The organism is Pseudomonas kuykendallii (assembly GCF_900106975.1).
Classification (GTDB): domain Bacteria; phylum Pseudomonadota; class Gammaproteobacteria; order Pseudomonadales; family Pseudomonadaceae; genus Pseudomonas_O; species Pseudomonas_O kuykendallii.
In genome coordinates this window covers 395072-421293 of record NZ_FNNU01000004.1, presented here as the reverse complement: position 1 = coordinate 421293, position 26222 = coordinate 395072, and the positions used below count along the sequence as shown (strand labels likewise).

Genomic DNA, 26222 nt, shown 5'->3' with positions numbered 1-26222 from the left:
TAGGGGGATCGCGCTTCATCGATCCACCGGCGGTGTAACGGTGGATGAAAAGAGCGTCATCCACCTGCATTTTTGCGTGACTTTAAGCGTGTTTGCGGGCATGGCCTTTATGGCGATTCTGAATTACTGAGTGGTTTGAAGCAGGGGCCCCGCTCAGCAGAGCGGAACCATTACTTCAAACTGCTCGACAAGTCAGACGCAGCACAGTCAAACAAGGGCGAGTGTCCGCCCCACCGTACAGTGCTCAGCGCTCCCGCCTCAGCCCGTCTGCTGCGTTTCCAGCAGATCGACCTCCCGGATCAGCTTGCGTGCCTGTTCTTCGCCGAGGCGTTTGTGCCGCAGCAGGCGGAAGAACTCGTCGCGTTCGGCGCGCAGGCCGGCGAGGCGTAGCTGGCGTTCGATTTCCTCTTCGCGCGAGGCGTTCTCGCGGGCGCCTTCCTCGTCCGGGCGGGCGCGCGTGTCGATGCGGTAGCGGTACAGGTCGGCGATGCGGCCGGCCGCCTCGATGTAGCGGTCGGCGTCGGCGCGGCCTTCGCTCATCTGGTGTTGCGCCTGCTCGATGGCCCGTATCGCGGCGCGGGCGGCGATGTCGCGGGCGCGGTCGATTTCCGCCTGGTGGCCGGGCTCGGCGGGCACGTCGAGACCGCCCTTGAGCAGCAGCGGCATGCCGATGCTGGCGACCACCAGCGAAACGATGATCACCCCGGCGGCCAGCAGAATCGCCAGGTCGCGGGCGGGGAAGGGCGTGCCGTCGTTCATCAGCAGCGGCAGCGTCAGCACACCGGCGAGGGTGATGGTGCCGCGCGCGCCGGCCACCGTCATCACCGCGGCCACCCGCCACAGCGAGCGCGGCGCATCGGCGCGGCGGCGGTAGATGCTGAAGCGGATCGACAGCCAGACCCAGCAGAAGCGCAGCGCGCCGAGGGCGAGGTTGATCACCACGACGTAGAGCAGCAGCCAGATCGGTTCGTGGTGGCCGGTGTCGCGCACCACCTGGCTGGCGCCGGCGACGATGCCCGGCAGCTGTTCGCCGAGCAGCACGAAGATCAGGCCGTTGAGGGAGAACTGCAGGGTGTCCCAGACCGCCGTGCGGCGCATCCGGGTGACTGCCAGCGCCCTGCCGGAGAGTTCGGTGTAACTCATGCTGATGCCGGCGGCGACCGCGGCGAGGATGCCGGAGAAATGCAGGTGTTCGGCGAACAGGTAAGCGACGAAGGGAATCAGCAGGCTGATCAGGATCTGCGCACCGGTTTCCTCGCCGAAGCGGCGCGAGGTCCAGCTCTTGATGCGGGTGATAACCCAGGTCACCAGCACGCCGATGGCGATGCCGCCCAGGGCCAGCATGATGAAACTCAGGGTCGCCTCGGAGAGCACGAAGCTGCCGGTCAGGGTGGCGGCGATGGCGAAACGCAGGCAGACCAGGCCGCTGGCGTCGTTGAGCAGCGATTCGCCTTCGAGGATGTGCATCAGCCGCTTGGGCACCGGCACCCGCGCGGCGATCGCCGAAACCGCCACCGGGTCCGTCGGCGAGATCACCGCGGCGAGGGCGAAAGCCACCGGCATCGGCATCGACGGAATCAGCAGGTGGATGAAGTAGCCGACGCCGAGCACGGTGATGAAGACCAGGCCGAGGGCCAGGGCAAGGATCATCCCCTTGTCGCGCAGCAGGCCTTCCTTTGGAATCCGCCAGCCGTCGAGGAACAGCAGCGGCGGCAGGAACAGCAGGAAGAACACCTCCGGATCGAGGTCCAGGCGCCAGTTGCCGATCATCCCGATGGCGGCGCCGATGGCGATCTGCATCAGCGGCAGCGGTAGGGGAACGGGCAGCATGCGGATCAGCGTGCTGCTGACGATGACTCCGACGAACATCACCAATACCAGCGTGATGGTTTCCATGGGCGGACTCCTGGCGGCGGGACAAAGCGGGGGAGTGTAACCGATACCCTGCTATCGATTGCCTGGAAAGCGGACTCGCCCCGACGGGAGTCAGGCGACCCAGAAATACAGGAGCGTCAGGTTGGCCAGCGAGATCAGCCCGAACAGGCCCCAGGCCAGGTATCGGGTCAGCCGGCTGTTGGCGAACGGGCCCATCAGCTGCCGGTCGCTGCTGAAGCGGATCAGCGGCCAGAGGGCGAACGGCAGTTGCAGGCTGAGCACCACCTGGCTGAGCACCAGCAGCTTGCCGACCGCGTCGTCGCCGAGCCAGACCACGCCGATCAGCGCCGGTATCAGCGCCAGCGCGCGGGTGATCAGGCGGCGCTGCCAGCAGGGAATCTTCGCCTGCAGGAAGCCTTCCATCACCACCTGCCCGGCGATGGTGCCGGTGAAGGTCGAACTCTGCCCGGCCGCGAGCAGCGCCACGCCGAACAGGATGCTCGCCAGCGTGCCGCCCACCAGCGGGTCGAGCAGGTGATAGGCATCCTGGATCTCCACCACATCGGTGTGTCCGCTGCGGTGGAAGGCGGCCGCGGCGAGGATGAGGATCGCCGCGTTGATCAGCAGCGCCAGCGACAGCGAGGCGATGGTGTCGAGGCGGGCGAACCTTACCGCGCTGCGCTTGCTGGCGAGGTCGCTGCCGTTGACCCGGGTCTGCACCACCGAGGAGTGCAGGTAGAGGTTGTGCGGCATCACCGTGGCGCCGAGGATGCCAATCGCCAGGTACAGCGGCTCCTGCTGGCTGAGCATCTCCCAGGACGGTTTGAGCCCGGCGGCGACCTCCGGCCAGTAGGGTTTGATCAGCACCAGCTCGATGAAGAAACACGCGCCGATGGTGGCGATCAGGCCCAGCACGATGGCCTCCAGGCGGCGGAAGTTGGCGCCCTGCAGGGCCAGCACGATCAGCGTGTCGAACGCCGTCAAGACCACGCCGGTGGTGATCGATACGCCCAACAGCAGGTGGAAGGCCAGCGCCGCGCCGAGCACTTCGGCGAGGTCGGTGGCGATGATCGAGAGTTCCGCCAGCAGCCACTGACCGCGCGCCACGCGCGGGCTATAGCGCTCGCGCGACAGTTGCGCGAGGTCGCGCCCGGTGGCGATGCCCAGGCGCGAACAGAGGTTCTGCAAGACCATCCCCGAGAGGCTGGCGAGCACCACCACGAACAGCAGCGCGTAGCCGAAGCGCGAGCCGGCCTCGATGGCGGTGGCCCAGTTGCCGGGGTCCATGTAGCCGATCGAAACCAGCAGGCCGGGGCCCATGAACAGCAGCGCCTTGCGCGCCAGAGAGGCGTTGGCGGGCACGTCGATGCTGTGGCTCACGGCCGACGGGCAGAAGGGGGCGGTGGCGGTGGTGGGGAGCTTGAACATCACGGGCGGCGGATGGGGTCGTATCGGGAAGGCAGCAGCTTAAACGGCACCCGTGACGAAGTCTCGGGTTATGGCGGGCGATCATCGCCACGCATGCTGTGCCGTCGCGGGTCGCCTTCGCCTACACTGAGGGGCGCGCAGGCCGACCTGGCGCGCCGCTTCGTTCACCCCGAGGGATAACAATAATGAGAGTGTACCGCGTCGTTGCTTTTCTCTGGCTCAGCGCCTTCTCCCTGTTGGGCTTCGCCCAGACCCAGGCCCAGACCAAGGCCCAGACCGATGCCTACGCCGAGGAGGCCAGCCAGGCCAAGGCGCTGCTCGGCAAGGCCATCGCCCACTACCGGGAGAACGGCGACAAGGCGCTGGCCAGTTTCAGCCGCCAGGGCGAATTCATCGACGGCCAGCTGTACATCTACGTGGTCGACACCTCCGGCGTGATGCTCGCCAGCGGCGGGCCTTCCGTCTCGCTGATCGGCAAACCGGTGGCCGGTTTCCTCGACGACGACCTGCGCCCGGTGTTCCAGCGCGCCATCAGCCAGCCCGAGGACGGCCAGATCCACAGCGCCGAGTACCGCTGGTGGAACTGGAACGACGGCAAGGTCGAGCGCAAGCACGTGTTCTACCAGCGCGTCGGCGAGCGCATCTTCGCCGTCGGCTACTACATGCCGCGTTCCACCGAAGCGCAGGCCCAGGCGCTGTTGCAAAAGGCCTCCGAGGCCATCGCCGCCGATCCCAAGGGCACCCTGGAGAAGATCAACCGTTCCGGCGACAAGACCTTCATCGCCGACGACCTCTACGTCTTTGTCGTCGACCTGAACAGCAAGCGCTTCGTCGCCCACGGCTTCCAGCGGCGCCTGGTCGGCACCGACTTTTCCGCACTCAAGGCCACCGATGGCCAGCCGATCGGCCAGCAGATGCTCGCCGTGATGGCCGCCGGCAGCGAAGGCGAAGTGGATTACCTGTGGCGCAACCCGATGACCGGGCAGAGCGAATACAAGCGCACGCTGTTGCGCAAGATCGGTGACTACGCGGTGGCGGTCGGCACCTACGAGCGCCGCCAGTAAGCGCGTCGGGCGAGGTCCGTTCGGGCCTCGCCATCTCGTCTTGTCTGCGCGATCAGTGCAGAACGATGATCTTGGACACCAGTTCGGCGCTGTTCTTCGCCGCCAGCTTCTTCATCAGCCGAGCCCGATGCACTTCCACTGTGCGGTGGGAAATCCCCAGCTTGCGGCCGATCTCCTTGCAGGTCAGGCCGTTGACGATGTGCGCGGAGATTTCCCGTTCGCGCGCGGTGAGGTTCACCGTGGCGCGCATCGGCCGTTCCATGCGCTCGAAGTGCCAGACCATCAGGCGGAAGGGTTCTTCCGGGGTCAGCGTGTAGCCATCGGCGCGTGCCCAGAACACCTCGCCGTCGCGCTGCTGCATGAAGCGTTCGTCGGAGTAGGAACGGCTCTGCCGCAGCCAGCTCAGGCAGCGCTCGCCGATCGCCTGGTAGTCGGCGCGGGATGGGTAGAGGCGCAGGATCAGCTCGCCGAGCAGTTCCTCGCGGCGATAGCCGAACAGGCGCTGGAACGCTTCGTTGAAATCCAGCATCAGGCGGTTGGCGGTGATCACCTGGGGCGCGGGTGACACGCGGAATGCCAGGCGTTCCAGGTCGTCCAGTTCGGCGGGGTTGGCAGCCATCGCGGGCCCTTCTTGTCGTTGTTGCGCCCAGCCTACGCGAGCCTTCCGGCTCCGCAAGAAATACTCACACCTGTACGTAGTTGTACGAATGGCGGGCCGGCGCACGGCTGGGTCATTGTAAATCCGACGCTGCTTCACGCCTTGCGGCGCTGGCGTCCCGGTCCTCATAAAAATAACAGGAGACCGCAACAATGACTGCGCTCCCGCACGTCCTCATCACCGGTGGAGCTTCCGGCATCGGCCTGGAGTCCGCCCGTCTCCTCGCCGCCCAAGGCTGGCTGCCGATCCTGCTCGACCGAGACCGCAGTGCCCTGGCCGATGCCGGCAGTGAACTCGGCGTGCCCAGCGAGCGCACCCTGTGCTGCGACATCACCGACGAACAGCAGGTCGAATCCGCCTTCCAGCGCGCGCTGGGCTGCGGCCCGCTGGCCGGGCTGGTGAACTGCGCCGGGGTCGGCATGGACCGCCTGGCCGTGGAGACCCAGGTCGCCGACTTCCGCCGCCTGCTGGAAATCAACCTGATCGGCCCGTTCGCCCTGGCGCGCCTCGCCGCGCGGCACTGGCTCGAGGCGTGCACACCCGGCTGCATCGTCAACGTCTCGTCGGTCTCCGGCCTGCGCGGCAACCGCGGGCGCGCCGCCTACGGCTCGGCGAAGGGCGGCCTCAACCTGCTGACCCAGGTGCTCGCCACCGAACTGGGCGGGCAGGGCATTCGCGTCAACGCCGTCGCCCCCGGCCCGATCGACACGCCGCTCGCCCAGGTACTACACAGCGCCGAGGCCCGCACGCGCTGGTGCGCACAGATTCCGCAAGGCCGCTACGGTCTGCCACAGGAAGTCGCCGCGACGGTGGCCTTCCTGCTTTCAGACAAGGCCAGCTACATCAACGGCCAGATCATCGCGGTGGACGGCGGGTTCGCCGGCGCCGGGATGCTCGGCTGATCGTCAATTTCCGAAGCAGAGGACTGCACATGAACACGGATTCGGTATCCATCGTGGCCGCCGGCCACACCCGTTTCGGCCGCCTGCAGGGGCAGACGCTGGAAGACCTGATCGTCGAGGCGACGCGCGAGGCGCTGGCCGATGCGGCCATCGACGCGGCGCAGATCGACGCGATCTTCCTCGGCCACTTCAACTCCGGGATGGTCCCGGACGGCTTCGCGGCTTCCCTCGTCATGCAGGCCGACCCGGCGCTGCGCTTCAAGCCGGCGAGCCGTTGCGAGAACGCCTGCGCGTCGGGATCGGCGGCGATCATGGCCGGCATCAATGCGATTCGCAGTGGCGCCGCCGAGCTGGTGCTGGTGGTCGGCGCGGAGAAGATGACCAACAACTCCACCGCGGAGGTGACCCGCGCGCTGGCCGGCGCCGGCTACCAGAACGATGCGCAGGAAGCGGCGCTGAGCTTTCCGCAGCAGTTCGGCGTAGCCGCCCGCGGTTACCAGGAGCGCTACGGCGACCCGCTGCCGGCGATGGCGGCGATCGCAGTGAAGAACCACGCCAACGCCATGCACAACCCGCTGGCACAGATGCACAAGCCGATGACCCTGGAGCATTGCAGCACGGTCTCCGAGAGCAACCCGCTGATCGCGCCACCGCTGCGCCTGAGCGACTGCTCGCTGATCTCCGACGGCGCCGCCGCCATCGTGCTGGCCTCGGCCGAGCGGGCTAAAACCTTCAAGCGCGAAGTGGCGATCCGCGCCATGCAGCAGGTCAGCGACTTCCTGCCGATGTCGAGCCGCGACTTCCTCGCCTTCGAGGGGCCGCAGCGGGCCATCGCGGCGGCGCTGCACGAGGCCGGTGTCGACCTGGGCGAGATCGATTTCGCCGAGGTCCACGACTGCTTCACCATCGCCGAACTACTGATCTATGAGGCCATGGGCCTGGCGCCGAAGGGCGAGGGCTTCCGCGCGCTGGAGGAGGGCACGGTGCTGGCCGACGGGCGCTTGCCGGTGAACCTCTCCGGCGGGCTCAAGGCCAAGGGGCATCCGGTCGGTGCCACCGGGGTGTCTATGCACGCCATGGCGTTCCGTCAGCTCACCGGCAACCCGATCGGCATCGCCCTGCAGCAGCCGGAGTTCGGCCTGCTGTTCAACATGGGCGGCATGGCGGTGGCGAACTACGCCAGCGTGCTGCACGCGCGGAGGGCCTGAGGATGAACATCGCCAACTGGCTCAACGATGCGGCCCGACGCTGGCCGCAGCGGCCGGCGCTGTTCGAGGGCGAGCGCCTGGTCAGCGACTACGCCGGCTTCGCCGCCGACGCCGCCGCGCTGGCGGTCGCCCTGCGCGAGGAACACGGGATCGCCCCCGGCGAGCGCGTCGCCCTGTTCATGAAGAACTGCTGCGAGTACCTCGAACTCTTCTACGCGATCTGGTGGGCCGGCGCGGTGGCGGTGCCGATCAACTGCAAGCTGCACCGCAGCGAGGCCGCCTGGATCGCCGAAAACGCCGAGGCGCGGCTGATCTTCACCGACGAGGGCGCCTTGTTCGGCGCTGGGCAACTGCACGCCGGCTGCGTCGAGCTGGCCGGTCGCGGCGCCGCCCTCGAGGCGCTCAAGGCCGACCGTGGCGCGGCGCCAGGGCCGCAGTCGCGCAGCGCCGACGACCTCGCGTGGCTGTTCTACACCTCCGGCACCACCGGGCGCTCCAAGGGCGTGATGCTCAGCCACGGCAACCTCACGGCGATGTCGCTGTGCTACCCGGTGGACGTCGATGCGGTGGATGCCAACGATGCCTTCGTCTACGCCGCGCCGATGTCCCACGGCGCCGGGCTGTACAACTTCATCCACGTGCGTTGCGGCGCGCGCCACGTGGTGCCGGTGTCGCGCGGCTTCGGCGCCGGCGAGCTGTTCGAGCTGGCGCGCGGCCACGGGCAACTGAGCCTGTTCGCGGCGCCGACCATGGTGAAGCGGATGACCGACGAGGCGCGGCGCCAGGGCTATGCCGGCGAAGGCATCAAGTCGATCATCTACGGCGGCGCGCCGATGTACCTGGCCGACCTGCAGGAGGCGCTGGCCACCTTCGGCCCGCGGCTGATCCAGATCTACGGCCAGGGCGAAAGCCCGATGACCGTCACCGCGCTGTCGCGCGAGCTGATCGCCGACCGCACGCACCCGCACTGGCAACGGCTGGCCTCGTCGGTCGGCCAGGCGCAGTCCTGCGTCGAGGTGCGGGTGGTGGATGCGCAGCGCCAGCCGTTGGCGCCCGGGGTGCCGGGGGAGATCGCCGTGCGCGGCGCCACGGTGATGCGCGGCTACTGGCGCAACGACGCCGCCAGCGCCGCGACCCTGGTGGATGGCTGGCTTTACACCGGCGACATCGGCTACCTCGACGAGCAGGGCTTCCTGACCCTCACCGACCGCTCCAAGGACGTGATCATCTCCGGCGGCAGCAACATCTATCCGCGTGAGGTGGAGGAAGTGCTGGCGCTGCATCCGGCGGTGTCCGAGGTGTCGGTGGTGGGCGAGGCGGAAGCCGACTGGGGCGAGATCGTGGTCGCCTTCGTCGTCCTGCACCCCGGCCAGCACGCCGACGAGCAGACGCTCAACGCCTGGTTCGTCGAGCGCATGGCGTCGTTCAAGAAGCCCAAGCGCTACCTGTTCCGCGAGGAACTGCCGAAGAACAGCTACGGCAAGATCCTCAAGACCGAGTTGCGCCAGTCGCTGGAGTCGGCCGCTGCGGCGTCCTGACGCCGGCCTGGTTTCCCGATCCACAGAACAACAACAAAAAGGAACATCCCCATGAGCACGATCACCCGCGAACAGGCCCGGCAACGCCGCCGGGCTTTCATCGGCGCCACCTCGGGGCACCTCATCGAGTGGTACGACTACGGTGTCTACGGCTTCCTCGCCGTCTACATCGGCCAGGCGTTCTTCGTCTCCGACGACCCGATGACCAGCCTGCTGAGCAGCTTCGCCGCCTTCGCCCTGAGCTTCTTCATCCGGCCCATCGGCGGGCTGTTCTTCGGCCCGCTGGCGGACAAGATCGGTCGCCGCAAGACCCTGGTGACCGTGCTGATGATGATGGCCGGCTCGACCTTCCTGCTCGGCCTGCTGCCGACCTACGAGTCGATCGGCATCGCCGCGCCGATCCTGCTGGTGCTGATCCGCTGCATCCAGGGCTTCTCCGCCGGCGGCGAGATCGGCACCATCACCAGCTTCATCTCCGAATACGCCGGCCCTGGCCGTCGCGGCTTTTCCACCAGCTGGCTGATGGTCACCGCCGTGCTTGGCCTGGTGCTCGGCGGCGTGGTGGCGAACGGCATGACCTTCTTCCTCGGCGCGGAAGCCATGCAGGAATGGGCCTGGCGCATTCCGTTCCTGTTCGCCGCCCCCATGGGCCTGGTGTCGATGTACATCCGCCTGAAGCTCGAGGACAGCCCGGAATTCCTTGCCCTGGTGAGCAAGGGCGAAACCTCCAAGGCGCCGTTGCGCGAGGTGCTGCAGTGGAAACGCGCCATCGCCCTGGTGTTCTTCATCATCACGCTGCACAGCTCGATCTTCTATCTGGTGCTGACCTTCGCCTCGACCTACATGGCCAAGGTGCTCAAGTTCGACAGCGGCACCACGCTGCTCTACGTCTTCGTCGCCAGTCTGTCCTCGGCGCTGGTGATGCCGCTGGGGGGCATGTTCACCGATCGCTACGGGCGCAAGCCGTTCCTCATGGTGGTCGGCGTATTCGCCAGCCTGTCGATGTACTGGTTCTTCAAGTCGGCGCCGACGGCGACGCCGGCGACCTTCATCTACCCGCTGATGGCCGTGGCGGTGTTCTTCGGCCTCTACGCGTCCTCGACCTACGCGACCATGAGCGAGCTGTTGCCCACGCGCATCCGCTCCACCGGTATCGCGGTGGCCTACAACATCCCGGTCGCGGTGTTCGGCGGCAGCGCGCCGCTGATCTCCACCTGGCTGATCCAGCGGACCGGCGACATCACCTCGCCCTGGTACTTCTACGTGGGCACCGGCGTCGCCTCGCTGATCGCCTTGCTGATGTTGCGGCAGAAGGACTTCGTCGCCTGCGGTAGCCCGCAGCCTGGCGCGGCGTCCACGGAGGAGGGCGCACGCTCCCTGCTGCAACCCGGCAGGCGCGTGCCGCCGGTGTCGGCCGGCTGATTGGCGTATCGGGCTGTAGACGAAGCCGCAGGCCGGGGCCAACGCTGTTCACTTCAGGTTCGTCCGTACCGCCCCTCTCCCATTCATGGGAGAGGGGCTGGGGGAGAGGGGCGAAACGCCGCGGAACGGCCAGTCTCCCCTCCGCTGGAGGGTGAAGGGACTGATCGGGTTCGGCCACGGCAACGTAAACGGCATCAGTCCATCGGGCGGCTTCTTTCGTTCGCCGTCAGTCGAAGCGATCGCCGCGACGCAGGCGGATCGGTCCGCGCACCTCGCCGTCCAGGTCCACCTCGCGCTCGCCCTGAGTCGCGCGGATGCGTCCGCTCGCCGCCATGCGCGCGGCGACGCGGCGGACAGCCGGCATCAGCGCCCGCCAGGCGTTCTCCCCGCTGGCCAGCGAGCGCGCCACGTCGGACGGGCAGAGGGAAGCGTCGGGACTGCGCGCGGCGAGCAGTTCGCCGATACGCGCTTCGAGGATCATGTCGTCGATTATCCATTCCTCCTGTGTGCCTGCCGGGCGATACCGGTATTGCCGCTCGCGGGTTTCACCCGCCCTACACCAAGCATCGCCATCTTCTAGGGCGGGTGAAACCCACGAGCGCAGACGCGCCGGGCAGCGGCGGCGCAGGTTCAGCCGCCTTGGTAAACCCGCAGGTTCCATCGGTGCGCGCGGCGCACCCTACGGGATGGTAGGCGCACCTTTGGGTCTGTCTCCGCCGCAGCTAATTAGGGCTGAGACAACATGCGCGCCTCGACTGCGACGCCGCTGAGCTGGCAGCATGTCGCCGCGCGTGCCGGGAGGGTGCGTGGCGATTCTTTTCGACCAGGAGTGACCCATGCCCCATGAAGGCAATCTGCTGCAGGCCGCGGTGGTTTTTCTGCTCGCCGCGGTGATCACCGTGCCGCTGGCCAAACGTCTGCAACTCGGGGCCGTGCTCGGTTACCTGCTGGCCGGCGTGGTCATCGGCCCCGCGGTGCTTGGCCTGGCGGGCAATCCGCAGAGCGTCGGGCAGATTTCCGAGCTGGGCGTGGTGTTGCTGCTGTTCATCATCGGCCTGGAGCTGTCGCCGCGGCGGCTGTGGGTGATGCGCAAGTCGGTGTTCGGCGTCGGGCTGGCGCAGGTGCTGCTGACCGGCGTGGTGATCGGCGCGGTGGCGCTGCTCGGTTTCGAGCAGCCGCTGAACGCCGCGGTGGTGCTCGGCCTGGGTCTGGCGCTCTCGTCCACCGCGTTCGGCCTGCAGAGTCTGGCCGAACGCAAGGAGCTGAACAGCCCGCACGGGCGCCTGGCGTTCTCCATTCTGCTGTTCCAGGACATCGCGGCGATTCCCCTGATCGCCATGGTGCCGCTGCTCGCCGGCGTCGAGCACAACGCCGAGAACGACCTGGCCCACGGCCTGCAGATCCTCGGCAGCATCGCCATCGTGGTGATCGGCGGGCGCTATCTGTTGCGCCCGGTGTTCCGCATCGTCGCCAAGACCGGCCTGCAGGAAGTGTCCACCGCCACCGCGCTGCTGGTGGTGATCGGCACCGCCTGGCTGATGGAGCTGGCCGGGGTGTCCATGGCGCTGGGCGCCTTCCTCGCCGGGTTGCTGCTGGCGGATTCCGAATACCGCCACGAACTCGAGGCGCAGATCGAACCGTTCAAGGGGCTGCTGCTCGGCCTGTTCTTCATCAGCGTCGGCATGGGCACCAACATCGGCCTGCTGTTCAGTGCGCCGGTGAGGGTGCTGGAGCTGACCCTGCTGCTGATCGTGCTGAAGCTGCCCTTGCTGTATTTCGTCGGGCGCATGGCCGGCGGCCTCGGCCGCGAAAGCGCGCTGCGCCTCGGCGTGGTGCTGGCGGCGGGCGGGGAGTTCGCCTTCGTGGTGTTCAAGATCGGCCGCGACCGCGGGCTCTTCGAGGCGGGTCTCTACGACCTTCTGGTGCTGACCATCACCTTGTCGATGGCGCTGACGCCGTTGCTCCTGCTGGCCTTGTCGCGCCTGCCAAAACCGAAGCCGGCGCCGCTGGACGTGCCCGAGGAGTACCGCGACATCGTCGGCGACGCACCTCGGGTGGTGATCGCCGGGATGGGCCGGATGGGCCAGGTGATCGCGCGGATACTGCGCGCGCAGAAGATTTCCTTCGTCGCCCTGGATACCGCGGTGGAGTCCATCGAGTTCTCGCGCAGCTTCGGCCACGTGCCGGTGTTCTACGGCGACCCGCTGCGACCGGAAATCCTCCGCGCGGCGAAGGTGGAGCAGGCCGAGTACTTCGTCATCGCCACCGACGATCCGGAAACCAACATCAAGACCACCGCGCTGGTGCGCCGGCTCTACCCGCACATCAATATCCTCGCCCGCGCGCGCAACCGCCAGCACGTGCACCGGCTGGTCGACCTCGACGCACAGGCGGTGCGCGAGACCTTCCACTCCGCCCTGGAGATGAGCCGGCGCACGCTGGTCGGGCTGGGGCTCAGCCCGGCCCAGGCCGACGCCCGGGTGGCGCGCTTCAAGCGCCATGACGAACAGCTCCTCGAGGCGCAGCAGCGGGTCTACGACGACGCGGCGAAGGTCATGCAGACCGCCCGCGAGGCGCGCGCCGAACTCGAGCGGCTGTTCGAGGCGGACAGCCAGGACGAGAAGGAACTGCGCCCCGACTGAAGGCGAAGCACCTCGCGATGACCGCGGCGGGCGAACTCACGGGTTCGCCCGGTGGTCGGTAGTGGTACTGCATGTCCGGCCGTTCCCCACGGCCTTCCACAACAAGAAACCACCTTTCGCCGTCATCACTCGAATACGAGGAGTTTCGAATGGGTGCTTTTGTCGTCTCCGGCCTGGTCGCGGTCATCAACGGCCTGGTTACCGGATACCTTCGTCGCTACGTCGCGCTGCTGGTGGTGGCCGTGTTCGGCGCGCTGCTCGGCGAGTCGGTCGCGGTGCGCGGGAGCCTCGACTACCGCTTCGGCGACGGGCTGATGGAACACCTGCTGCTGTCGCTGATCCTCGCCAGCCTGATCCATGCCGCCGTGCGCCTGTTCGTTGCCTCCCTTGACCCGGCCGCCGCGACCCGGCACGCAACCGACGGCGCTAGAGCGCAGGCGCCGACGGACGGCGAACCGACGGCCTTCACCCGGCTGAAGGCGGCCTGGCAGGCGAACCCGCTGTGGAAGGTCTATGCCGCCCATGCCTTGGGCCTGACGGTGATACTCAGTACCTTCCTCGCGGTGATCTCCACCGGTGCCTACTGGTGGGCGCAGCGCCACAGCGATCAGCGGGTGCTGGTGGATGCCGCACGCAATGCGTTCAACTTCCAGCTGACCCTGTTCGGCGTCACCGCGGTGCTGTTCATCCTGGCGCCGAAACTGGCGCTGTTCTTCAACGTCTTCATCGCCATGCCGCTGACCCTGGCCACGGTGGTGTGGAACCTCTACCGCGTGCGCCGCAACAAGGAAGGCCGCTATCCGCTGGCGTTCAAGGTGTTCAAGGCGCCGCGCGCGGTCTGAGGACGAGGGCATTTCGCGCGACGGGCACGCCCGCCGTCGCTGTCCGTATAATCGCGTTTTTCCCGCGAGTTACCTTCTCTTGAGCAAACGCTACGCCTGCATCGGCCTGAGCAATCCCAAGTCGCCCTCCAACGTCGGTTCGATCATGCGCGCCGCCGGTTGCTACGGCGTCAGTTCGGTGTTCTACACCGGCACCCGCTACGACCGTGCGAAGGACTTCATCACCGACACCAAGAAGGTCCACCAGGGCATTCCGCTGATCAACATCGACGACCTGCGCAAGATCCTCCCGCTGGGCTGTATCCCGGTGGCCGTGGAACTGGTCGAAGGCGCCCGCGCCTTGCCCGAGTACACCCATCCGGACCGCGCGCTGTACATCTTCGGCGCCGAGGACGGCTCGCTGAGCAAGGAAATCCGCGACTGGTGCGAGGACGTCGTCTACATCCCCACCAACGGTTGCATGAACCTCGCGGCGACGGTCAACGTGGTGCTTTACGACCGTCTGGCGAAAGGCAACAACACCCGCTCGGGGCCGCAGTTCTAGGGCGCCTGCGCGCCGTCATCGGTGCTCGCGGCGGCATCGCCTCCGTGCAGGATGTGCTGCACCAGCAGGCGCGCATGGGCGGGCAATTCGTCCAGGCTGCGCACGCAGAGCACCAGGCTGCGCGCGGCCCAGGCGTCGCTCAGGGCGATGCGTTTGATCGGCATCGAGCGCGCGCAGCGGATCGCCGCGGTGCGCGGCACGATGGCCACGCCAATGCCCTCGCCGACCATCCGGCAGATCGACTCGAAGCTGCGCAACTGCACCCGGTAGTTCAGCCGCTTGCCCAGCCGCCGCGCGTGATGGGCGACGTGATCCTGCAGCGCGCTACCTTCCACCAGGCCGACGAAATCGTAGTGGCTGACTTCGGCCAGGCCTATGCCACGGCTGCCCGCCAGCGGGTGTTCGCGGGGCACCACCAGGTCGAGCGGGTCGTGGCGAAAGGGAAACACCTGCAGGCCCTGCAGGTCGGTGGCATCGGAGACGATGCCCAGGTCGCACAGCCCCTGGCGCAGGGCATCGACGATCTCGTAGCTGAGCTTCTCCTCCAGGTTGAGGGATATCTGTGGGTTGCTGCGCAGGAAGCGGCCGAGGATTTCCGGCAGGTGCTCGCTCAGCGCGGCGGTGTTGCAGAGCAGCCGGACCTGGCCCTTCAGGCCGCGGCCGTACTGGCCGAGGTCGCCCCGCAGGCGGTCCATCTGCTGCAGCACGATGCGCGCGTGCTGCACCAGCGTGCGCCCGGCGGCGGTGACCTCGACGCCGCGCCGGTCGCGCTTGAGCAGGGCCACGCCGAGCAGTTCCTCCATGCCGCGGATGCGCTCGCTGGCCGAGGCCAGGGTCATGTGCGAGCGCTGTGCGCCGGCCGTGATGGTGCCTGCCTCGTGGACATTCAGGAAAAGCCGCAGGTCGGTCAGATCGAAGCGCATTGGCCGAGCCTAGCATGCGTGGTTCAGGCTGTGCCTGAGGCCGGCTACGGGGCTTCCCGATTTTTCCCGCCGGGCAGGGCGGCGACACTGGCGCCTCGCCCAAGGAGTGCCGCATGCCTTTTTCCGATTCGCTGTCCGTCTTCGGCTCACTGTCGTTCGTGGCGATCGCCGCGGTGTTCCTGCTCGCCGGAGTGGTGAAGGGCGTGGTCGGGCTTGGGCTGCCGACGGTCTGCATGGCGCTGCTGGCAGTGCTGATGACGCCGGCTCAGGCCGCCGCGCTGCTGATCGTGCCGTCGCTGCTGACCAACCTCTGGCAGGTCTGGCCGTGGCGCACACTGGGCCCGCTGCTGCGCCGTATCGCGCCGATGCAGGTGGGCGTCTGCCTGGGCACCTGGCTCGGCGCCGCGGCGCTGGGTGCGCCGCACGGTGCCTGGGCCGGGGCTGCGCTGGGTGTCGTGCTGGTCGCCTATGCGCTGTGGGGGTTGTTCGGTTCTCCGCCGGCGGTGGCGACGCGATCAGAAGGTTGGCTGGGGCCGCTGGTCGGCCTGCTGACGGGGCTGGTAACGGCCGTCACCGGCGTCTTCGTGGTGCCGGCGGTGCCTTATCTGCAGGCGCTGGGCCTGGGGCGCGACGGGTTGATCCAGGCGATGGGCGTGTCCTTCAGCATTTCCACGCTGGCGCTGGCCGTCGCCCTGGCGTTCAACGGCAGCTATTCGGGCGGCGAGGTGGGTGCCTCGCTGTCGATGCTCGCTCCGGCGCTTGCCGGCATGTACCTCGGCCAGCGCTTGCGCGGCGTGCTCTCGCCGGCGCTGTTCCGTTCGTGTTTCTTCGGCAGCCTGATCCTGCTCGGGCTGTATCAGCTTGTCAGTCCGCTCTGTGACTAGAGCTTGAGCGTGTTCGCCTGCAGCATCGACAGCACGGCGTCGCGCTTCTCCAGCAGGTGATGGCGCAGGATGTTGCTCAGGCGCTTGCCGTCACGCGCCTCCAGCGCCTCGATCATTTCCTCGTGGTCGTGTACCGCACGATCCCACTTGTAGACGTGATGGTTGGAGTGGAAGCGCAGCGCCTGGATGCGCCAGTTCAGCGACACGTAGGTCTGCCGTAGCGTGGCGTTGCGCGCGGCCTGGTTGATCAGGTCGTGGATCGCCTGGTTGCGCTGGTAGTAACCGGGCAGGTCGTTCTGTGCCTTGCAGGTGAGCATGCTGGCGTGCAGCGACTTGATCTCGGCCAGTTCCTCGGCGGAGATGCGCTCGCAGGCCAGCTCCCCGGCGAAGGCCTCCAGGCCGCTCATGAACTCGAACGCCTCGCGGATTTCGGTTTCCGACATGCTGGCGATGCTTGCCCCGCGGTTCGGCGATATTTCCACCAGCCCTTCGGCGGCGAGCACCTTCAGCGCCTCGCGCAGGGGCGTGCGGGAAATCCCCAGCGTTTCGCAAAGCTCGCGCTCGTTGAGCTTCTTGCCCGGCTCCAGCACGCCTTCGATGATCAACCGCCGCAGGTGCCCGACCACGGTGTCGTGCAGTTGCTGGCGCTCCACCTTGAGCGGAATCGCTGCAACGGGTCGTTCGACGTTCATTCCCGCATCTGGCATACAAAATCCCCATAACGCCGGCAGGCGCGTTCCCTGAATTCAAGGCCTGCAGATTATCAAACCCCTATTGACGTATCGACAGACATTGATATTGTATTTTGCATTCAAAAAACAAAAAGACAGAAGGCACTTACATGCTCCGACTCGATTACCATCCCGCTGGTCGTCATTTTCTGCAGATCCCCGGCCCGAGCCCGGTCCCCGATTGCATCCTTCGGGCCATGAGCTACCCCACCATCGACCACCGCGGCCCCGAGTTCGCCGAACTGGGTCTGAAGGTCATCGATGGCATCAAGCAGATCTTCAAGACCCAGCATCCCGTCGTCATCTATCCCGCTTCCGGCACTGGTGCCTGGGAAGCCGCGCTGGTCAATACCCTGAGCCCCGGCGACACGGTGCTGATGTACGAGACCGGGCACTTCGCCACGCTGTGGAAGAAGATGGCCGAGAACCTCGGGCTGAATCCCGAGTTCATCGGCCTGCCGGGCATCGAGGGCTGGCGCCGCGGCGTGCAGGCCGACCAGATCGAAGCGCGCCTGCGCCAGGACAGCGGCCACACCATCAAGGCCGTCTGCGTGGTGCACAACGAGACCTCCACCGGCGTCACCTCGGACATCGCGTCCGTGCGCAAGGCGATGGACGCGGCGGGCCACCCGGCGTTGCTGCTGGTCGACACCATTTCCGGCCTGGCCTCGGCCGACTACCGGCATGACGAGTGGGGCGTCGACGTCACCGTCTCCGGCTCGCAGAAGGGCCTGATGCTGCCACCGGGCATCAGCTTCAACGCCCTCTCGCCGAAAGCCCTCGAAGCCAGCAAGACCGCCAGGCTGCCGCGCGCATTCTGGGGCTGGGACGAGATCGTCGAGATGAACAAGACCGGCTACTGGCCGTACACGCCGAGCACCAACCTGCTCTATGGCCTGTCCGAGGCGCTGGACATGATCCTCGGCGAAGGCCTGGACAACGTCTTCATCCGCCACAACCGCCTGGCCGAAGCCTGTCGCATCGCCGTACGCGCCTGGGGCCTGGAAATCCAATGCGCCGACCCCGCGGTCTACAGCCCGGTGCTGACCGGCGTGATGACGCCCGAAGGCATCGATGCCGACCAGTTGCGCAAGACCATCTACGAGCGCTTCGACATGTCGCTGGGCACCGGCCTGGGCAAGATGAAAGGGCGCATGTACCGCATCGGCCACCTCGGCGACTGCAACGACCTGACCCTGATGGCGACCCTCACCGGGTGCGAGATGGGCATGCAGATCGCCGGCATGAAACTCGCCGGAAGCGGTGTCAGCGCCGCCATGGACTATCTGGTTTCGCAACGCGTGCCGTTCAATCGCTGAACCGTCGTGTGCCCCGGCGATCCGCCGCCGGGGCACGCCTTCGCACCTTGCCGTCGTGCACGGAACCCACTGCTCCAAGCTTCAAGACCGAACTATCCCGACTCATGTGCCGCCCAGGCACGAACAATAAGAATGTGGAGATAGCTACATGAAACTGCTTCGTTTCCGTGCCACCAGCCTGGTGCTGGGCATGCTCTGCGTCATGTACTTCATTACCTACCTCGACCGGGTCAACGTCAGTACCGCGGCCTCCGGCTTCGGCCCCGAATTCCACCTGTCGAACACCGAAATCGGCCTGGTCTTCTCCGCCTTCGCCTATCCCTACCTGATCTTCCAGATCATCGGCGGCTGGGTCAGCGACCGCTTCGGATCGCGCCGCACGCTGATCTTCTGCGGCCTCATGTGGGCCGCGGCCACCTTGCTCACCGGTTTCGCCGGCGGCCTGGTTTCCCTGCTCGTCGCCCGCCTGCTGCTGGGCCTGGGCGAAGGCGCGACCTTTCCCGCGGCCACCGCGGCGATGTCGCGCTGGGTGCCGAAGGAGAAGCGCGGCTTCGCCCAGGGCATCACCCACTCGGCGGCACGCATCGGCAACGCCGTGGCGCCGGCGGCCATCGTCGGCATCATGTCGATCTACGGCTGGCGCGCCTCGTTCTTCGCCTGCGGGATCATCAGCCTGATCTGGGTCGCGGCCTGGGCCTTCCTCTTCACCGAGAACCCGAAGGACCACCCGCGCATCACCCAGCAGGAAATCGACTCCCTGCCCGAACCCAAGAAGGTCAAGATCGTCGTTCCCTGGGGGCCGCTGTTCAAGCGCATGTGGCCGGTGACCATCGTCTACTTCTGCTACGGCTGGACGCTCTGGCTGTTCCTCTCCTGGATTCCCCAGTACTTCCTGCACAACTACAGCCTGGACCTGAAGAAGTCGGCGATCTTCGCCTCGGCGGTGTTCTTCGCCGGCGTCATCGGCGACACCCTCGGCGGCATCATCACCGACCGCGTGCTGGTGAAGACCAACTGCCTGAAACGCTCGCGCAGCTGGATGATCGCCATCTGCATGACGCTGGCACTGATCGCGCTGATTCCGGTGGCCTTCACCAAGAACATGTACCTGGCCATGGCCTGCCTGTCCGCCGGCTTCTTCTTCGCCGAGCTGATGATCGGCCCGGTGTGGGCGATTCCGATGGACATCGCGCCGGAATGCTCGGGCACCGCCAGCGGCATGATGAACACCGGCTCGGCTGCCGCGGCGATCCTCTCGCCGGTGGTCTCCGGGTTCCTCATCGACCACTACGGCAGCTGGGAACTGCCGTTTGTGGTAAGCATGGTGCTGATGGGCTGTGGCGTGCTGCTGTCGTTCCGCATGCACCCCGAGCGCAAGTTCGACATCCAGTCCTACCAGCCGCAAGCTCCCGTGGGCGCCGTGGTGCAGCACTAGCGACACGGCCGCTCACGCCCTGATCCTCGGCCGCCACCCTCGGGTGGCGACCGACCGAACGAAACGAGGAATCCGCCGTGACTACCACTGCTCCCGCATCAACGCTCGCCAGCCTGCTTCATCGGGCGCGCCAGGACCGCCAGCCGCTGACCGGGCTGGACCCGGCGCTGGCGCCCGCCAACCCGGCTGCCGCCTACGCCGTGCACAAGCAGATTCTCGGCTTGCGCAATGTAGGAGTGGCGGGCTGGAAGGTCGGCTCGAAATCCTCCGACGGCCCGATCCAGGCGGCCCCGTTGCCTGCCGACGGCGTGCATCCGACCGGCGTGCAACTGCGCCGCGACGACTTCCAGCCGCTGGCGCTGGAACTCGAGGTGGCGTTCCGCTTCAACCGCCGCTTCGAGCCGGGGCGCAGCTATTCGGACGAGGAGGTGATGCAGGCCATCGGCTCCATGGGCCCGACCATCGAGCTGGTCACCAGCCGCTACGCCGACTGGCCGAAGGTCGAGCCGCTCTGGCAACTGGCGGACCTGATGAGCCACGGCGCGCTGGTGGTCGGCGAGTTCATTCCCTACCGGGAGGACTTTCCCTTCGCCGCCCCTTCGCTGAACTTCGAGTTCGCCGGCGAGCGCCGCCTGCCGGACTGGACCGCGGTCAACACCGCCGGCGATCCACGCCGCCTGCTGCCGTGGCTGGTCAATCACTGCACCGCCCAGGGCATCGTGCTGACCCCGGAAACCGTGGTCACCACCGGTTCCTACATCGGCATGTACTTCGCCGAAGGCGCCGGTGCCGTGAAAGGCAGCATCACCGGCTTGCCGGCGGTGGAGTTGACGTTGGTCTGAGTTCCGGCGGCGGCCGCGTTCGGTAGGTGCGGTATCGTGGTGGGCTGAAGTCCACCCTACGGGCGTTGCGCGAAATTCCAGAGCCCCTGGCAGCGATGCCGGGGGCTTTTCGTTTGCGCCCATCACCCCGCGTTTGGGGTTCGCCGAATCGCAGCGCGTAGGGTGGGCTTCAGCCCACCGCCGTCCAGCCTCCCGCCGTTCAGTCCCCCCGACACTGCGTCCCCATAACGAAAAACCCCCGGACAAGCCGGGGGTTCTGGTTTCGCCAAGGCGTCGGGACGATCAGTCCTGCGCGCGGTATTGCCGGTAACGCGGATACCAGAAGTTCGCCTCGATCGCCGCGTGCAGCTCGTCGTCGCTGCGCCCCGGCGCCACGCCGGCTTCCTGGGCGGCCTTGCCCACGGCGAAGGCGATGCGCTTGCTGACTTCCTGCACCTTGCTCAGCGGCGGCAGCATCTCGTCACTGGCGGAGCATTCGGCCAGTGCCAGCGCCGAGGCCATCAGCATGCTTTCGGTGACGCGCTCAGCCTGCACCGCCAGCACGCCCAGGCCGATGCCGGGGAAGATGTAGGAGTTGTTGCACTGGGCGATCGGGTAGGTCTTGCCGTCCACGGTGACCGGCTTGAACGGGCTGCCGGTGGCGATCAGCGCCTGGCCCTTGGTCCAGGTCAGCACGTCTTCCGGGCGCGCCTCGATCTGCGAGGTCGGGTTGGACAGCGGCATGATGATCGGCCGCGGGCAGTGGCTGTGCAGGGTCTCGATGATTTCCTGGGTGAACAACCCACCCTTGCCGGACACCCCGATCAGCACGCTGGGTTTGGCGTTGGCGACCACGTCGAGCAGCGAGGGCAGCGAGGGCAGCGTCGCGCTGGTCTTCCAGACGGCCACCTCGTCGCGGCTGTGCATCAGGCGCTTCTGGAAGTCGTACAGGCCTTCCTGGTCGTCGGTGAGCAGGCCCTTGCTGTTGAGCAGGTAGACGCGCTGGCGTGCCTGCGCGTCGCTGAGCCCCTCGGCCTTCATTGCAGCGATGATCTGCTCGGCGATGCCGCAACCGGCGGAACCGGCGCCGACGAAGGCCACGGTCTGCTCGCTGAGCTTCTCGCCCTTGAGCTTGCAGGCAGCCAGCAGGGTGCCGACGGTGACCGCCGCGGTGCCCTGGATGTCGTCGTTGAAGCAGCACAGCTCGTCGCGGTAGCGCTCCAGCAGCGGCATCGCGGTAGCGAGGGCGAAGTCCTCGAACTGCAGCAGCACGTTCGGCCAACGACGTTTCACCGCGGCGACGAACTGCTCGACGAAGGCGTAGTACTCCTCGCCGCGCACGCGCTGGCGGCGGATGCCGAAGTACAGCGGGTCTTCCAGGCGCTCGGGGTTGTTGGTGCCGACATCCAGCACGATCGGCAGCGTGTAGGCCGGGCTGACGCCACCGCAGGCGGTGTACAGCGACAGCTTGCCGATCGGGATGCCCATGCCGCCGACGCCCTGGTCGCCGAGGCCGAGGATGCGTTCGCAGTCGCTGACCACGATCACCTTGACGTTGTCCTTGGTGACGTTGCCGATGATTTCATCCATCTGCTCGCGGTCATCGTAGGAGATGAACAGGCCGCGGTGGCTGCGGTAGATGCGCGAGAATTCCTGGCAGGCCTTGCCCACGGTCGGCGTGTAGATGACTGGCAGCATCTCCTCGAGGTGCTCGTCGACCAGACGGTAGAACAGGGTTTCGTTGAAATCCTGGATCGAACGCAGCAGCACGTGGCGTTCGAGATCGGTATTGCAGGCCTCGAACTGCCGGTAGGCGCGGGCGGCCTGCTGGTCGATGGTTTCGATCTGGTTCGGCAGCAGGCCGAGCAGGCCCAGTTCGCGGCGTTCTTCGGCAGAGAAGGCGGTGCCCTTGTTCAGCAGCGGCGTGCTCAGCAGCGAAGGACCCTTGAAGCGCACCGTGACCGGGCGAAGGGGCGGGTTGTTCATTTCGTCACCTCTCTTTTTGTATTTTGCATTCAATATATGGATTTTTCCGAGAAGCGCCAGATGAACTTGTCCTTCCCCGGGCCCTTCTGTGTGGCGCGTTACTTGCTGCGGTATTCCGCCGAATGCTCTGCGTGATTGCCGCCGGGGCATCGATCATACGAGCCCTGGGGAAAGAATGCTCATCGCCCAACTGTCCGACCCGCACATCCGTCCTGCCGATACGCTCTACCAGGGACGGGTGGATTCCAACGCGATGTTCCGCGCCGCCATCGACCAGCTGAACCAGCTGCATCCGCAGCCCGACCTGCTGATCATCAGCGGCGATCTGGTCGACGAAGGTTCTCCCGCCGAGTACGCGATGGCCAGGGCGCTACTGGCCGGGGTTCGCCAGCCCATGCTGCTCATTCCCGGCAATCACGACGAGCGCGAGGCGTTTCGCGCAGCCTTCACCGACCACCATTATCTGCCTGCCGGCGGCCCGCTGCATTTCATTGCCGCCGACCACGGACCGCTGCGCATCATCGGCCTGGACGTCACCGTGCCCGGCGAGCACCACGGCGACATGAGCGAAGCCGCCGTCGCCTGGCTGGAGCAGGCGCTGGCGCGCGAGCCGCAGCGGCCGACGCTGATCATGCTGCACCAGCCGCCGTTCGACAGCGGCATCCCCTACATCGATCTGTACAAATGCCGCAACGGCCATCGGCTGGCGCAGCTGGTGTCGCGCTACCCGGCGGTCGAGCGGATCGTCTGCGGACATATCCACCGCTCGATGCAGCTGCGCTTCGGCGGCACGCTGCTGTGCACCGCGCCGAGCACCACCACGGCCATCGCCCTGCGCCTGGACCCGGACGCCGAGGAAGCGTCCTACATCGAGCCGCCGGCGATGTTGCTGCACCACTGGCGGGCCGAAACCGGGCTGATCACCCACTGGCTACCGATCGGCTCGTTCACCGGCCCGCTGCCGTTCGCCTGAGCCTCAGCGTCGCTTCGAGGTAGCCCGCGGCTCGAGATCGTCCAGCGCCGCGGCGTTCGCCCGCGCCCAGTCGTAGACCATCTCGATCGGCTGCACCATCAGCTCGCCGAGCGGCGACAGCGCGTACTCCACCGCCGGCGGCACGCTGTCCTCCACATGTCGGGTGACCAAGCCGCTGGCGGCCAGCTCGCGCAGGGTCTGGCTGAGCATCTTCATCGAAATGCCGGACAGGCTGCGGTGCAGCGCGCCGGTACGCGCCCGCCCGCCATGCCGGGCGTGGAGGGTGTGCAGGATCATGCTGGTCCACTTGGTGGCGAACAGTTCCAGCACGCGGCGCGGCGCGCAATCCTCGCGCCATTGCTCTTCGGGAGTCCCGGGTTTCATCGGTGGTTACCTTTTGGTGCCGACTTGGACAACGGTCCAGGGGTCTTTATGGTGTCGGGAACGTTTATCCGTGGAGTCGATTATGTCGAAGGTTGCATTGGTTGTCGGGGCGAGCGGGATCGTCGGTAGCGCGACCGTGGAGGAACTGCTCGGGCTGGGCTGGCAGGTTGCCGGCCTGGCGCGCAAACCGGTTGCCCGGCCTGGCGTCACGCCGATCGGAGCGGACCTGCTGGACGCCTCCTCGCTCAACGCCGCCCTGGCCACGCTGGCGCCGTCGCACCTGTTCATCAGCACCTGGTCGCGCCAGTCCAGCGAGGCCGAGAACATCCGCGTCAACGCCGCCATGGTGCGCAACCTGCTCGATGCCGTCGGGCCGCGCGGCAGCCTCGAACACGTGGCACTGGTCACCGGGCTCAAGCACTACCTCGGCCCGTTCGAGGCCTATGGCAAGGGCGCCTTGCCGCAAACACCGTTCCGCGAGGAACAGGGCCGCCTCGACGTCGAGAACTTCTATTACGCGCAGGAGGACGAAGTGTTCGCCGGCGCCGAGCGGCATGGCTACCGCTGGAGCGTGCACCGCCCGCACACCATTACCGGCGTGGCGGTGGGCAATGCGATGAACATGGCGACCACCCTGGCGGTGTACGCCTCGATCTGCCGCTTCAGCGGTCGTCCGTTCCGCTTCCCGGGCTCCGAGGTGCAGTGGAATGCCCTCACCGACATGACCGATGCCCGCCAACTGGCGCGCCAGCTGCTGTGGGCCTCGACCACGCCGGCAGCGGCCAACCAGGCGTTCAACGTGGTCAACGGCGACGTGTTCCGCTGGAGCTGGATGTGGCGACGCATCGCCGAGTGGTTCGGCCTCGAGGCGGCGCCGTTCGACGGCAGCCTGCAGCCGCTGGAGCGGCAGATGGCGGATGACGGCAAGGTCTGGGCCGAGATGGTGGCGAAGTTCGGCCTGGCCGAAGCGGACCTGAACCGGCTGATCTCGCCCTGGCACACCGACGCCGACCTTGGCCGACCCATCGAGGTGGTGACCGACATGTCGAAGAGCCGCAAGCTGGGCTTTCTCGACTACCAGGCCAGCGACGATGCCTTCTTCGACGTGTTCGCCCGCCTGCGCGAGTTGCGGCTCATTCCCTGAGCCGCCCAGGTTCAGCAGCCGGTCAGTTGGACTTCGCGGCGTTCACCGGGGAAGAACAGCGGTCGCAGGCGCACGCCGACGCCGTTGCCGACGAACGCCGCCACCAGCCACAGCCAGCCGTGCAGGCTGCCGGAGGCGATGCCGCTGAAGTAGGCGCCGATGTTGCAGCCATAGGCCAGGCGCGAACCGTAGCCGAGCATCAGCCCGCCGATCACCGCGGCCACCAGGGAGCGCAGCGGAATCCGCAGGTTCGGTGCGAAGCGTCCGGCCAGGCCGGCCGCCAGCAGCGCGCCGAGCATGATGCCGATGTCCATCACCGTGGTGATGTCCTGCCAGACCGGTGCGGCCAGCGCGCTGGCATTCGCCGGCTGCTGCCAGAACGGCCAGCTGGACACCGCTACCCCCATCCCTTGCAGCACCTTGGCGCCCCACAGGGCGAAGGCCGAGGTGATGCCCCACGGGCGTCCGGCCAGCGCCAGGGTCGCGTAGTTGAGCAGCGCCAGCAGCACGGCGCCCCAGACCAGCGGCCAGGGGCCACGGAAAAAGCGCTGCATGCCCTGATGTTCGCTGGGTGCCGCGCGTTCCAGCTGGCCGTGGCGACGCAGTTCCAGGCGCGCGCTCAGGGCGGCGATGGCGGCGAACAGCGCGAGGCTGAAGATCAGCGCCGGCAGCATGCCCATGGTGGTGATGATCGACGTGGGCGGCAGGCTCGGCAGCGCCGACCACCATTGCAGGTGATGGGTAGCCAGCACGCCGCCGACGATGAAGAACAGCAGGGTGACCAGCATTCGCGCATTGCCGCCGCCGACGGTGAACAGCGTGCCGGACGCGCAGCCGCCGCCCAGCTGCATGCCGACACCGAAGATGAAGGCGCCGATCACCACCGAGGTGCCTGCCGGCGCGACCAGCCCCTTCACCGGCATGCCAAACAGCGTGCCCGCGCTCAGCGCCGGGAAGAACAGCAGCACCGCCACCGCGAGCATCACCATCTGCGCACGTAGGCCCGCGCCGCGGCGGTCGTTGAGGAACACCCGCCAGGCCGAGGTGAAGCCGAACGAGGCGTGATAGAGCACCAGGCCCAGCGCCGCGCCGACGATGAACAGCAACGCCTGACGGCCGCTGACGCCCAGGCTCAGGGCGACCGCACCGAGCAGCAGCAAGGCCATGGCGACCATCGGCGTACCTGGACGCGGAGCCGGGGCCGCCGTGGAAATCGATAAGCTCATTGGGAAGCACCGCACTGCAAAAGGGCCGTCATTTTAAACCTCCACGGGCCGCCACCCAAGCCTGAGCCGCCAGACGCGCAGGCTTTCTTCGGGACGGATCGTCCGCGTTGATGCCGAACTTCCCGGGATTGGACTCCAACTTTCCTGACACACTTTTCCCGACACTTCACATATCGGCGTGTCTGCATGTGCGTCATTGGCCAGATATGACCACGTGATACAGGGCGGATAACTTCCTTCGCGTGGGGCTGAAGACAGGCGAGTGTTACGAGT

General features: G+C 67.1%; 23 protein-coding genes. 14 read left to right on the top strand and 9 right to left on the bottom strand.

The window, feature by feature from the left end; translation table 11 throughout:
- Positions 1-258: 258 nt before the first annotated feature.
- Positions 259-1896, bottom strand: a complete 1638-nt coding sequence (locus tag BLV15_RS15260; RefSeq protein WP_090230027.1) for a Na+/H+ antiporter — start codon at positions 1894-1896, stop codon at positions 259-261.
- A gap of 90 nt (positions 1897-1986) precedes the next feature.
- Positions 1987-3303, bottom strand: coding sequence for an Nramp family divalent metal transporter (locus BLV15_RS15255; RefSeq protein WP_175534372.1), 1317 nt, complete (start codon positions 3301-3303; stop codon positions 1987-1989).
- 437 nt (positions 3304-3740) lie between these two features.
- On the opposite strand from BLV15_RS15255, the gene BLV15_RS15250 reads away from it, so the two are divergent.
- On the top strand, positions 3741-4367 hold the full coding sequence (locus BLV15_RS15250) for a cache domain-containing protein (RefSeq protein ID WP_425438511.1): 627 nt from the start codon (positions 3741-3743) through the stop codon (positions 4365-4367).
- A gap of 52 nt (positions 4368-4419) precedes the next feature.
- Here the strand turns inward: BLV15_RS15250 and BLV15_RS15245 are convergent, their stop codons facing one another.
- Positions 4420-4986, bottom strand: a complete 567-nt coding sequence (locus BLV15_RS15245) for a LuxR C-terminal-related transcriptional regulator (RefSeq protein ID WP_090230019.1) — start codon at positions 4984-4986, stop codon at positions 4420-4422.
- Positions 4987-5177: 191 nt separating this feature from the next.
- Between BLV15_RS15245 and BLV15_RS15240 the strand changes: the two genes are divergently transcribed.
- The 4 genes from BLV15_RS15240 to BLV15_RS15225 are packed head-to-tail and all read left to right on the top strand — an operon-like array spanning position 5178 to position 10095.
- Positions 5178-5927: an SDR family NAD(P)-dependent oxidoreductase gene (locus BLV15_RS15240; RefSeq protein WP_090230016.1), complete on the top strand. Its 750-nt coding sequence runs from the start codon at positions 5178-5180 to the stop codon at positions 5925-5927.
- Between the two features lie 29 nt (positions 5928-5956).
- Positions 5957-7135, top strand: coding sequence for a thiolase domain-containing protein (locus BLV15_RS15235; protein ID WP_090230014.1), 1179 nt, complete (start codon positions 5957-5959; stop codon positions 7133-7135).
- 2 nt (positions 7136-7137) lie between these two features.
- Positions 7138-8673 carry a class I adenylate-forming enzyme family protein gene (locus BLV15_RS15230; protein WP_090230011.1) on the top strand — a complete coding sequence of 512 codons (1536 nt, stop codon included), beginning with the start codon at positions 7138-7140 and terminating at the stop codon, positions 8671-8673.
- Positions 8674-8724: 51 nt separating this feature from the next.
- Positions 8725-10095 carry an MFS transporter gene (locus BLV15_RS15225; protein WP_090230007.1) on the top strand — a complete coding sequence of 457 codons (1371 nt, stop codon included), beginning with the start codon at positions 8725-8727 and terminating at the stop codon, positions 10093-10095.
- A gap of 226 nt (positions 10096-10321) precedes the next feature.
- Here the strand turns inward: BLV15_RS15225 and BLV15_RS15220 are convergent, their stop codons facing one another.
- Positions 10322-10576, bottom strand: a complete 255-nt coding sequence (locus BLV15_RS15220; protein ID WP_090230004.1) for a DUF3253 domain-containing protein — start codon at positions 10574-10576, stop codon at positions 10322-10324.
- Between the two features lie 355 nt (positions 10577-10931).
- Between BLV15_RS15220 and BLV15_RS15215 the strand changes: the two genes are divergently transcribed.
- From BLV15_RS15215 to BLV15_RS15205, 3 genes are all read left to right on the top strand, one after another.
- Positions 10932-12737: a monovalent cation:proton antiporter-2 (CPA2) family protein gene (locus tag BLV15_RS15215; RefSeq protein WP_090230001.1), complete on the top strand. Its 1806-nt coding sequence runs from the start codon at positions 10932-10934 to the stop codon at positions 12735-12737.
- Positions 12738-12886: 149 nt separating this feature from the next.
- Positions 12887-13579 (top strand): DUF4870 domain-containing protein, encoded by a 693-nt coding sequence (locus BLV15_RS15210; protein ID WP_175534371.1) that lies wholly within the window; start codon positions 12887-12889, stop codon positions 13577-13579.
- A 79-nt stretch (positions 13580-13658) separates the two neighbouring features.
- Entirely contained in the window at positions 13659-14123 is a 465-nt protein-coding gene (locus BLV15_RS15205) for an RNA methyltransferase (protein ID WP_090229996.1), read from the top strand.
- On the opposite strand, the gene BLV15_RS15200 is transcribed toward BLV15_RS15205, so the two are convergent.
- Entirely contained in the window at positions 14120-15046 is a 927-nt protein-coding gene (locus tag BLV15_RS15200; RefSeq protein ID WP_090229994.1) for a LysR substrate-binding domain-containing protein, read from the bottom strand. The two genes, BLV15_RS15205 and BLV15_RS15200, sit on opposite strands and share 4 nt — an antisense overlap.
- Before the next feature lie 113 nt (positions 15047-15159).
- Between BLV15_RS15200 and BLV15_RS15195 the strand changes: the two genes are divergently transcribed.
- Positions 15160-15930 carry a sulfite exporter TauE/SafE family protein gene (locus BLV15_RS15195; protein WP_090229991.1) on the top strand — a complete coding sequence of 257 codons (771 nt, stop codon included), beginning with the start codon at positions 15160-15162 and terminating at the stop codon, positions 15928-15930.
- On the opposite strand, the gene BLV15_RS15190 is transcribed toward BLV15_RS15195, so the two are convergent.
- Positions 15927-16622, bottom strand: coding sequence for a GntR family transcriptional regulator (locus tag BLV15_RS15190; RefSeq protein ID WP_245728201.1), 696 nt, complete (start codon positions 16620-16622; stop codon positions 15927-15929). The genes BLV15_RS15195 and BLV15_RS15190 overlap by 4 nt on opposite strands.
- A 236-nt stretch (positions 16623-16858) precedes the next feature.
- On the opposite strand from BLV15_RS15190, the gene BLV15_RS15185 reads away from it, so the two are divergent.
- From BLV15_RS15185 to BLV15_RS15175, 3 genes are all read left to right on the top strand, one after another.
- Positions 16859-17980 carry a pyridoxal-phosphate-dependent aminotransferase family protein gene (locus BLV15_RS15185; protein WP_245728200.1) on the top strand — a complete coding sequence of 374 codons (1122 nt, stop codon included), beginning with the start codon at positions 16859-16861 and terminating at the stop codon, positions 17978-17980.
- A gap of 148 nt (positions 17981-18128) precedes the next feature.
- Positions 18129-19415, top strand: coding sequence for an MFS transporter (locus BLV15_RS15180; protein WP_217632893.1), 1287 nt, complete (start codon positions 18129-18131; stop codon positions 19413-19415).
- A 77-nt stretch (positions 19416-19492) separates the two neighbouring features.
- The gene (locus tag BLV15_RS15175; protein ID WP_090229983.1) at positions 19493-20257 is read left to right on the top strand and encodes a 2-keto-4-pentenoate hydratase; all 765 of its coding nucleotides are present in this window, start codon (positions 19493-19495) and stop codon (positions 20255-20257) included.
- A 282-nt stretch (positions 20258-20539) separates the two neighbouring features.
- On the opposite strand, the gene BLV15_RS15170 is transcribed toward BLV15_RS15175, so the two are convergent.
- Entirely contained in the window at positions 20540-22222 is a 1683-nt protein-coding gene (locus BLV15_RS15170) for an NAD-dependent malic enzyme (protein ID WP_090229980.1), read from the bottom strand.
- Between the two features lie 175 nt (positions 22223-22397).
- Here BLV15_RS15170 and BLV15_RS15165 point away from each other — a divergent pair, with 175 nt between their 5' ends.
- Positions 22398-23195: a phosphodiesterase gene (locus BLV15_RS15165; protein WP_090229978.1), complete on the top strand. Its 798-nt coding sequence runs from the start codon at positions 22398-22400 to the stop codon at positions 23193-23195.
- 3 nt (positions 23196-23198) lie between these two features.
- Here BLV15_RS15165 and BLV15_RS15160 read toward each other — a convergent pair whose 3' ends face one another.
- Positions 23199-23579, bottom strand: coding sequence for a winged helix-turn-helix transcriptional regulator (locus BLV15_RS15160; RefSeq protein WP_090229974.1), 381 nt, complete (start codon positions 23577-23579; stop codon positions 23199-23201).
- Between the two features lie 82 nt (positions 23580-23661).
- On the opposite strand from BLV15_RS15160, the gene BLV15_RS15155 reads away from it, so the two are divergent.
- A complete protein-coding gene (locus BLV15_RS15155) occupies positions 23662-24723 on the top strand; it encodes an SDR family oxidoreductase (protein ID WP_090229972.1) in 1062 nt (353 codons plus the stop codon).
- A gap of 11 nt (positions 24724-24734) precedes the next feature.
- On the opposite strand, the gene BLV15_RS15150 is transcribed toward BLV15_RS15155, so the two are convergent.
- A complete protein-coding gene (locus BLV15_RS15150; protein ID WP_090229969.1) occupies positions 24735-25949 on the bottom strand; it encodes a YeeE/YedE family protein in 1215 nt (404 codons plus the stop codon).
- Positions 25950-26222: the final 273 nt, after the last annotated feature.

Excerpts from the sequence above, each read along its gene's own strand:
- BLV15_RS15215 (WP_090230001.1), top strand. The coding sequence starts at position 10,932 with ATGCCCCATGAAGGCAATCTGCTGCAGGCCGCGGTGGTTTTTCTGCTC.
- BLV15_RS15195 (WP_090229991.1), top strand. The coding sequence starts at position 15,160 with ATGCCTTTTTCCGATTCGCTGTCCGTCTTCGGCTCACTGTCGTTCGTG.
- BLV15_RS15150 (WP_090229969.1), bottom strand. The coding sequence starts at position 25,949 with ATGAGCTTATCGATTTCCACGGCGGCCCCGGCTCCGCGTCCAGGTACG.
- BLV15_RS15185 (WP_245728200.1), top strand. The coding sequence starts at position 16,859 with ATGAGCTACCCCACCATCGACCACCGCGGCCCCGAGTTCGCCGAACTG.
- BLV15_RS15260 (WP_090230027.1), bottom strand. The coding sequence starts at position 1,896 with ATGGAAACCATCACGCTGGTATTGGTGATGTTCGTCGGAGTCATCGTC.
- BLV15_RS15240 (WP_090230016.1), top strand. The coding sequence starts at position 5,178 with ATGACTGCGCTCCCGCACGTCCTCATCACCGGTGGAGCTTCCGGCATC.
- BLV15_RS15170 (WP_090229980.1), bottom strand. The coding sequence starts at position 22,222 with ATGAACAACCCGCCCCTTCGCCCGGTCACGGTGCGCTTCAAGGGTCCT.
- BLV15_RS15190 (WP_245728201.1), bottom strand. The coding sequence starts at position 16,622 with ATGAACGTCGAACGACCCGTTGCAGCGATTCCGCTCAAGGTGGAGCGC.
- BLV15_RS15210 (WP_175534371.1), top strand. The coding sequence starts at position 12,887 with ATGGGTGCTTTTGTCGTCTCCGGCCTGGTCGCGGTCATCAACGGCCTG.
- BLV15_RS15160 (WP_090229974.1), bottom strand. The coding sequence starts at position 23,579 with ATGAAACCCGGGACTCCCGAAGAGCAATGGCGCGAGGATTGCGCGCCG.
- BLV15_RS15245 (WP_090230019.1), bottom strand. The coding sequence starts at position 4,986 with ATGGCTGCCAACCCCGCCGAACTGGACGACCTGGAACGCCTGGCATTC.
- BLV15_RS15255 (WP_175534372.1), bottom strand. The coding sequence starts at position 3,303 with ATGTTCAAGCTCCCCACCACCGCCACCGCCCCCTTCTGCCCGTCGGCC.
- BLV15_RS15155 (WP_090229972.1), top strand. The coding sequence starts at position 23,662 with ATGTCGAAGGTTGCATTGGTTGTCGGGGCGAGCGGGATCGTCGGTAGC.
- BLV15_RS15220 (WP_090230004.1), bottom strand. The coding sequence starts at position 10,576 with ATGATCCTCGAAGCGCGTATCGGCGAACTGCTCGCCGCGCGCAGTCCC.
- BLV15_RS15180 (WP_217632893.1), top strand. The coding sequence starts at position 18,129 with ATGAAACTGCTTCGTTTCCGTGCCACCAGCCTGGTGCTGGGCATGCTC.
- BLV15_RS15165 (WP_090229978.1), top strand. The coding sequence starts at position 22,398 with ATGCTCATCGCCCAACTGTCCGACCCGCACATCCGTCCTGCCGATACG.
- BLV15_RS15225 (WP_090230007.1), top strand. The coding sequence starts at position 8,725 with ATGAGCACGATCACCCGCGAACAGGCCCGGCAACGCCGCCGGGCTTTC.
- BLV15_RS15200 (WP_090229994.1), bottom strand. The coding sequence starts at position 15,046 with ATGCGCTTCGATCTGACCGACCTGCGGCTTTTCCTGAATGTCCACGAG.
- BLV15_RS15250 (WP_425438511.1), top strand. The coding sequence starts at position 3,741 with ATGCTCGCCAGCGGCGGGCCTTCCGTCTCGCTGATCGGCAAACCGGTG.
- BLV15_RS15230 (WP_090230011.1), top strand. The coding sequence starts at position 7,138 with ATGAACATCGCCAACTGGCTCAACGATGCGGCCCGACGCTGGCCGCAG.
- BLV15_RS15235 (WP_090230014.1), top strand. The coding sequence starts at position 5,957 with ATGAACACGGATTCGGTATCCATCGTGGCCGCCGGCCACACCCGTTTC.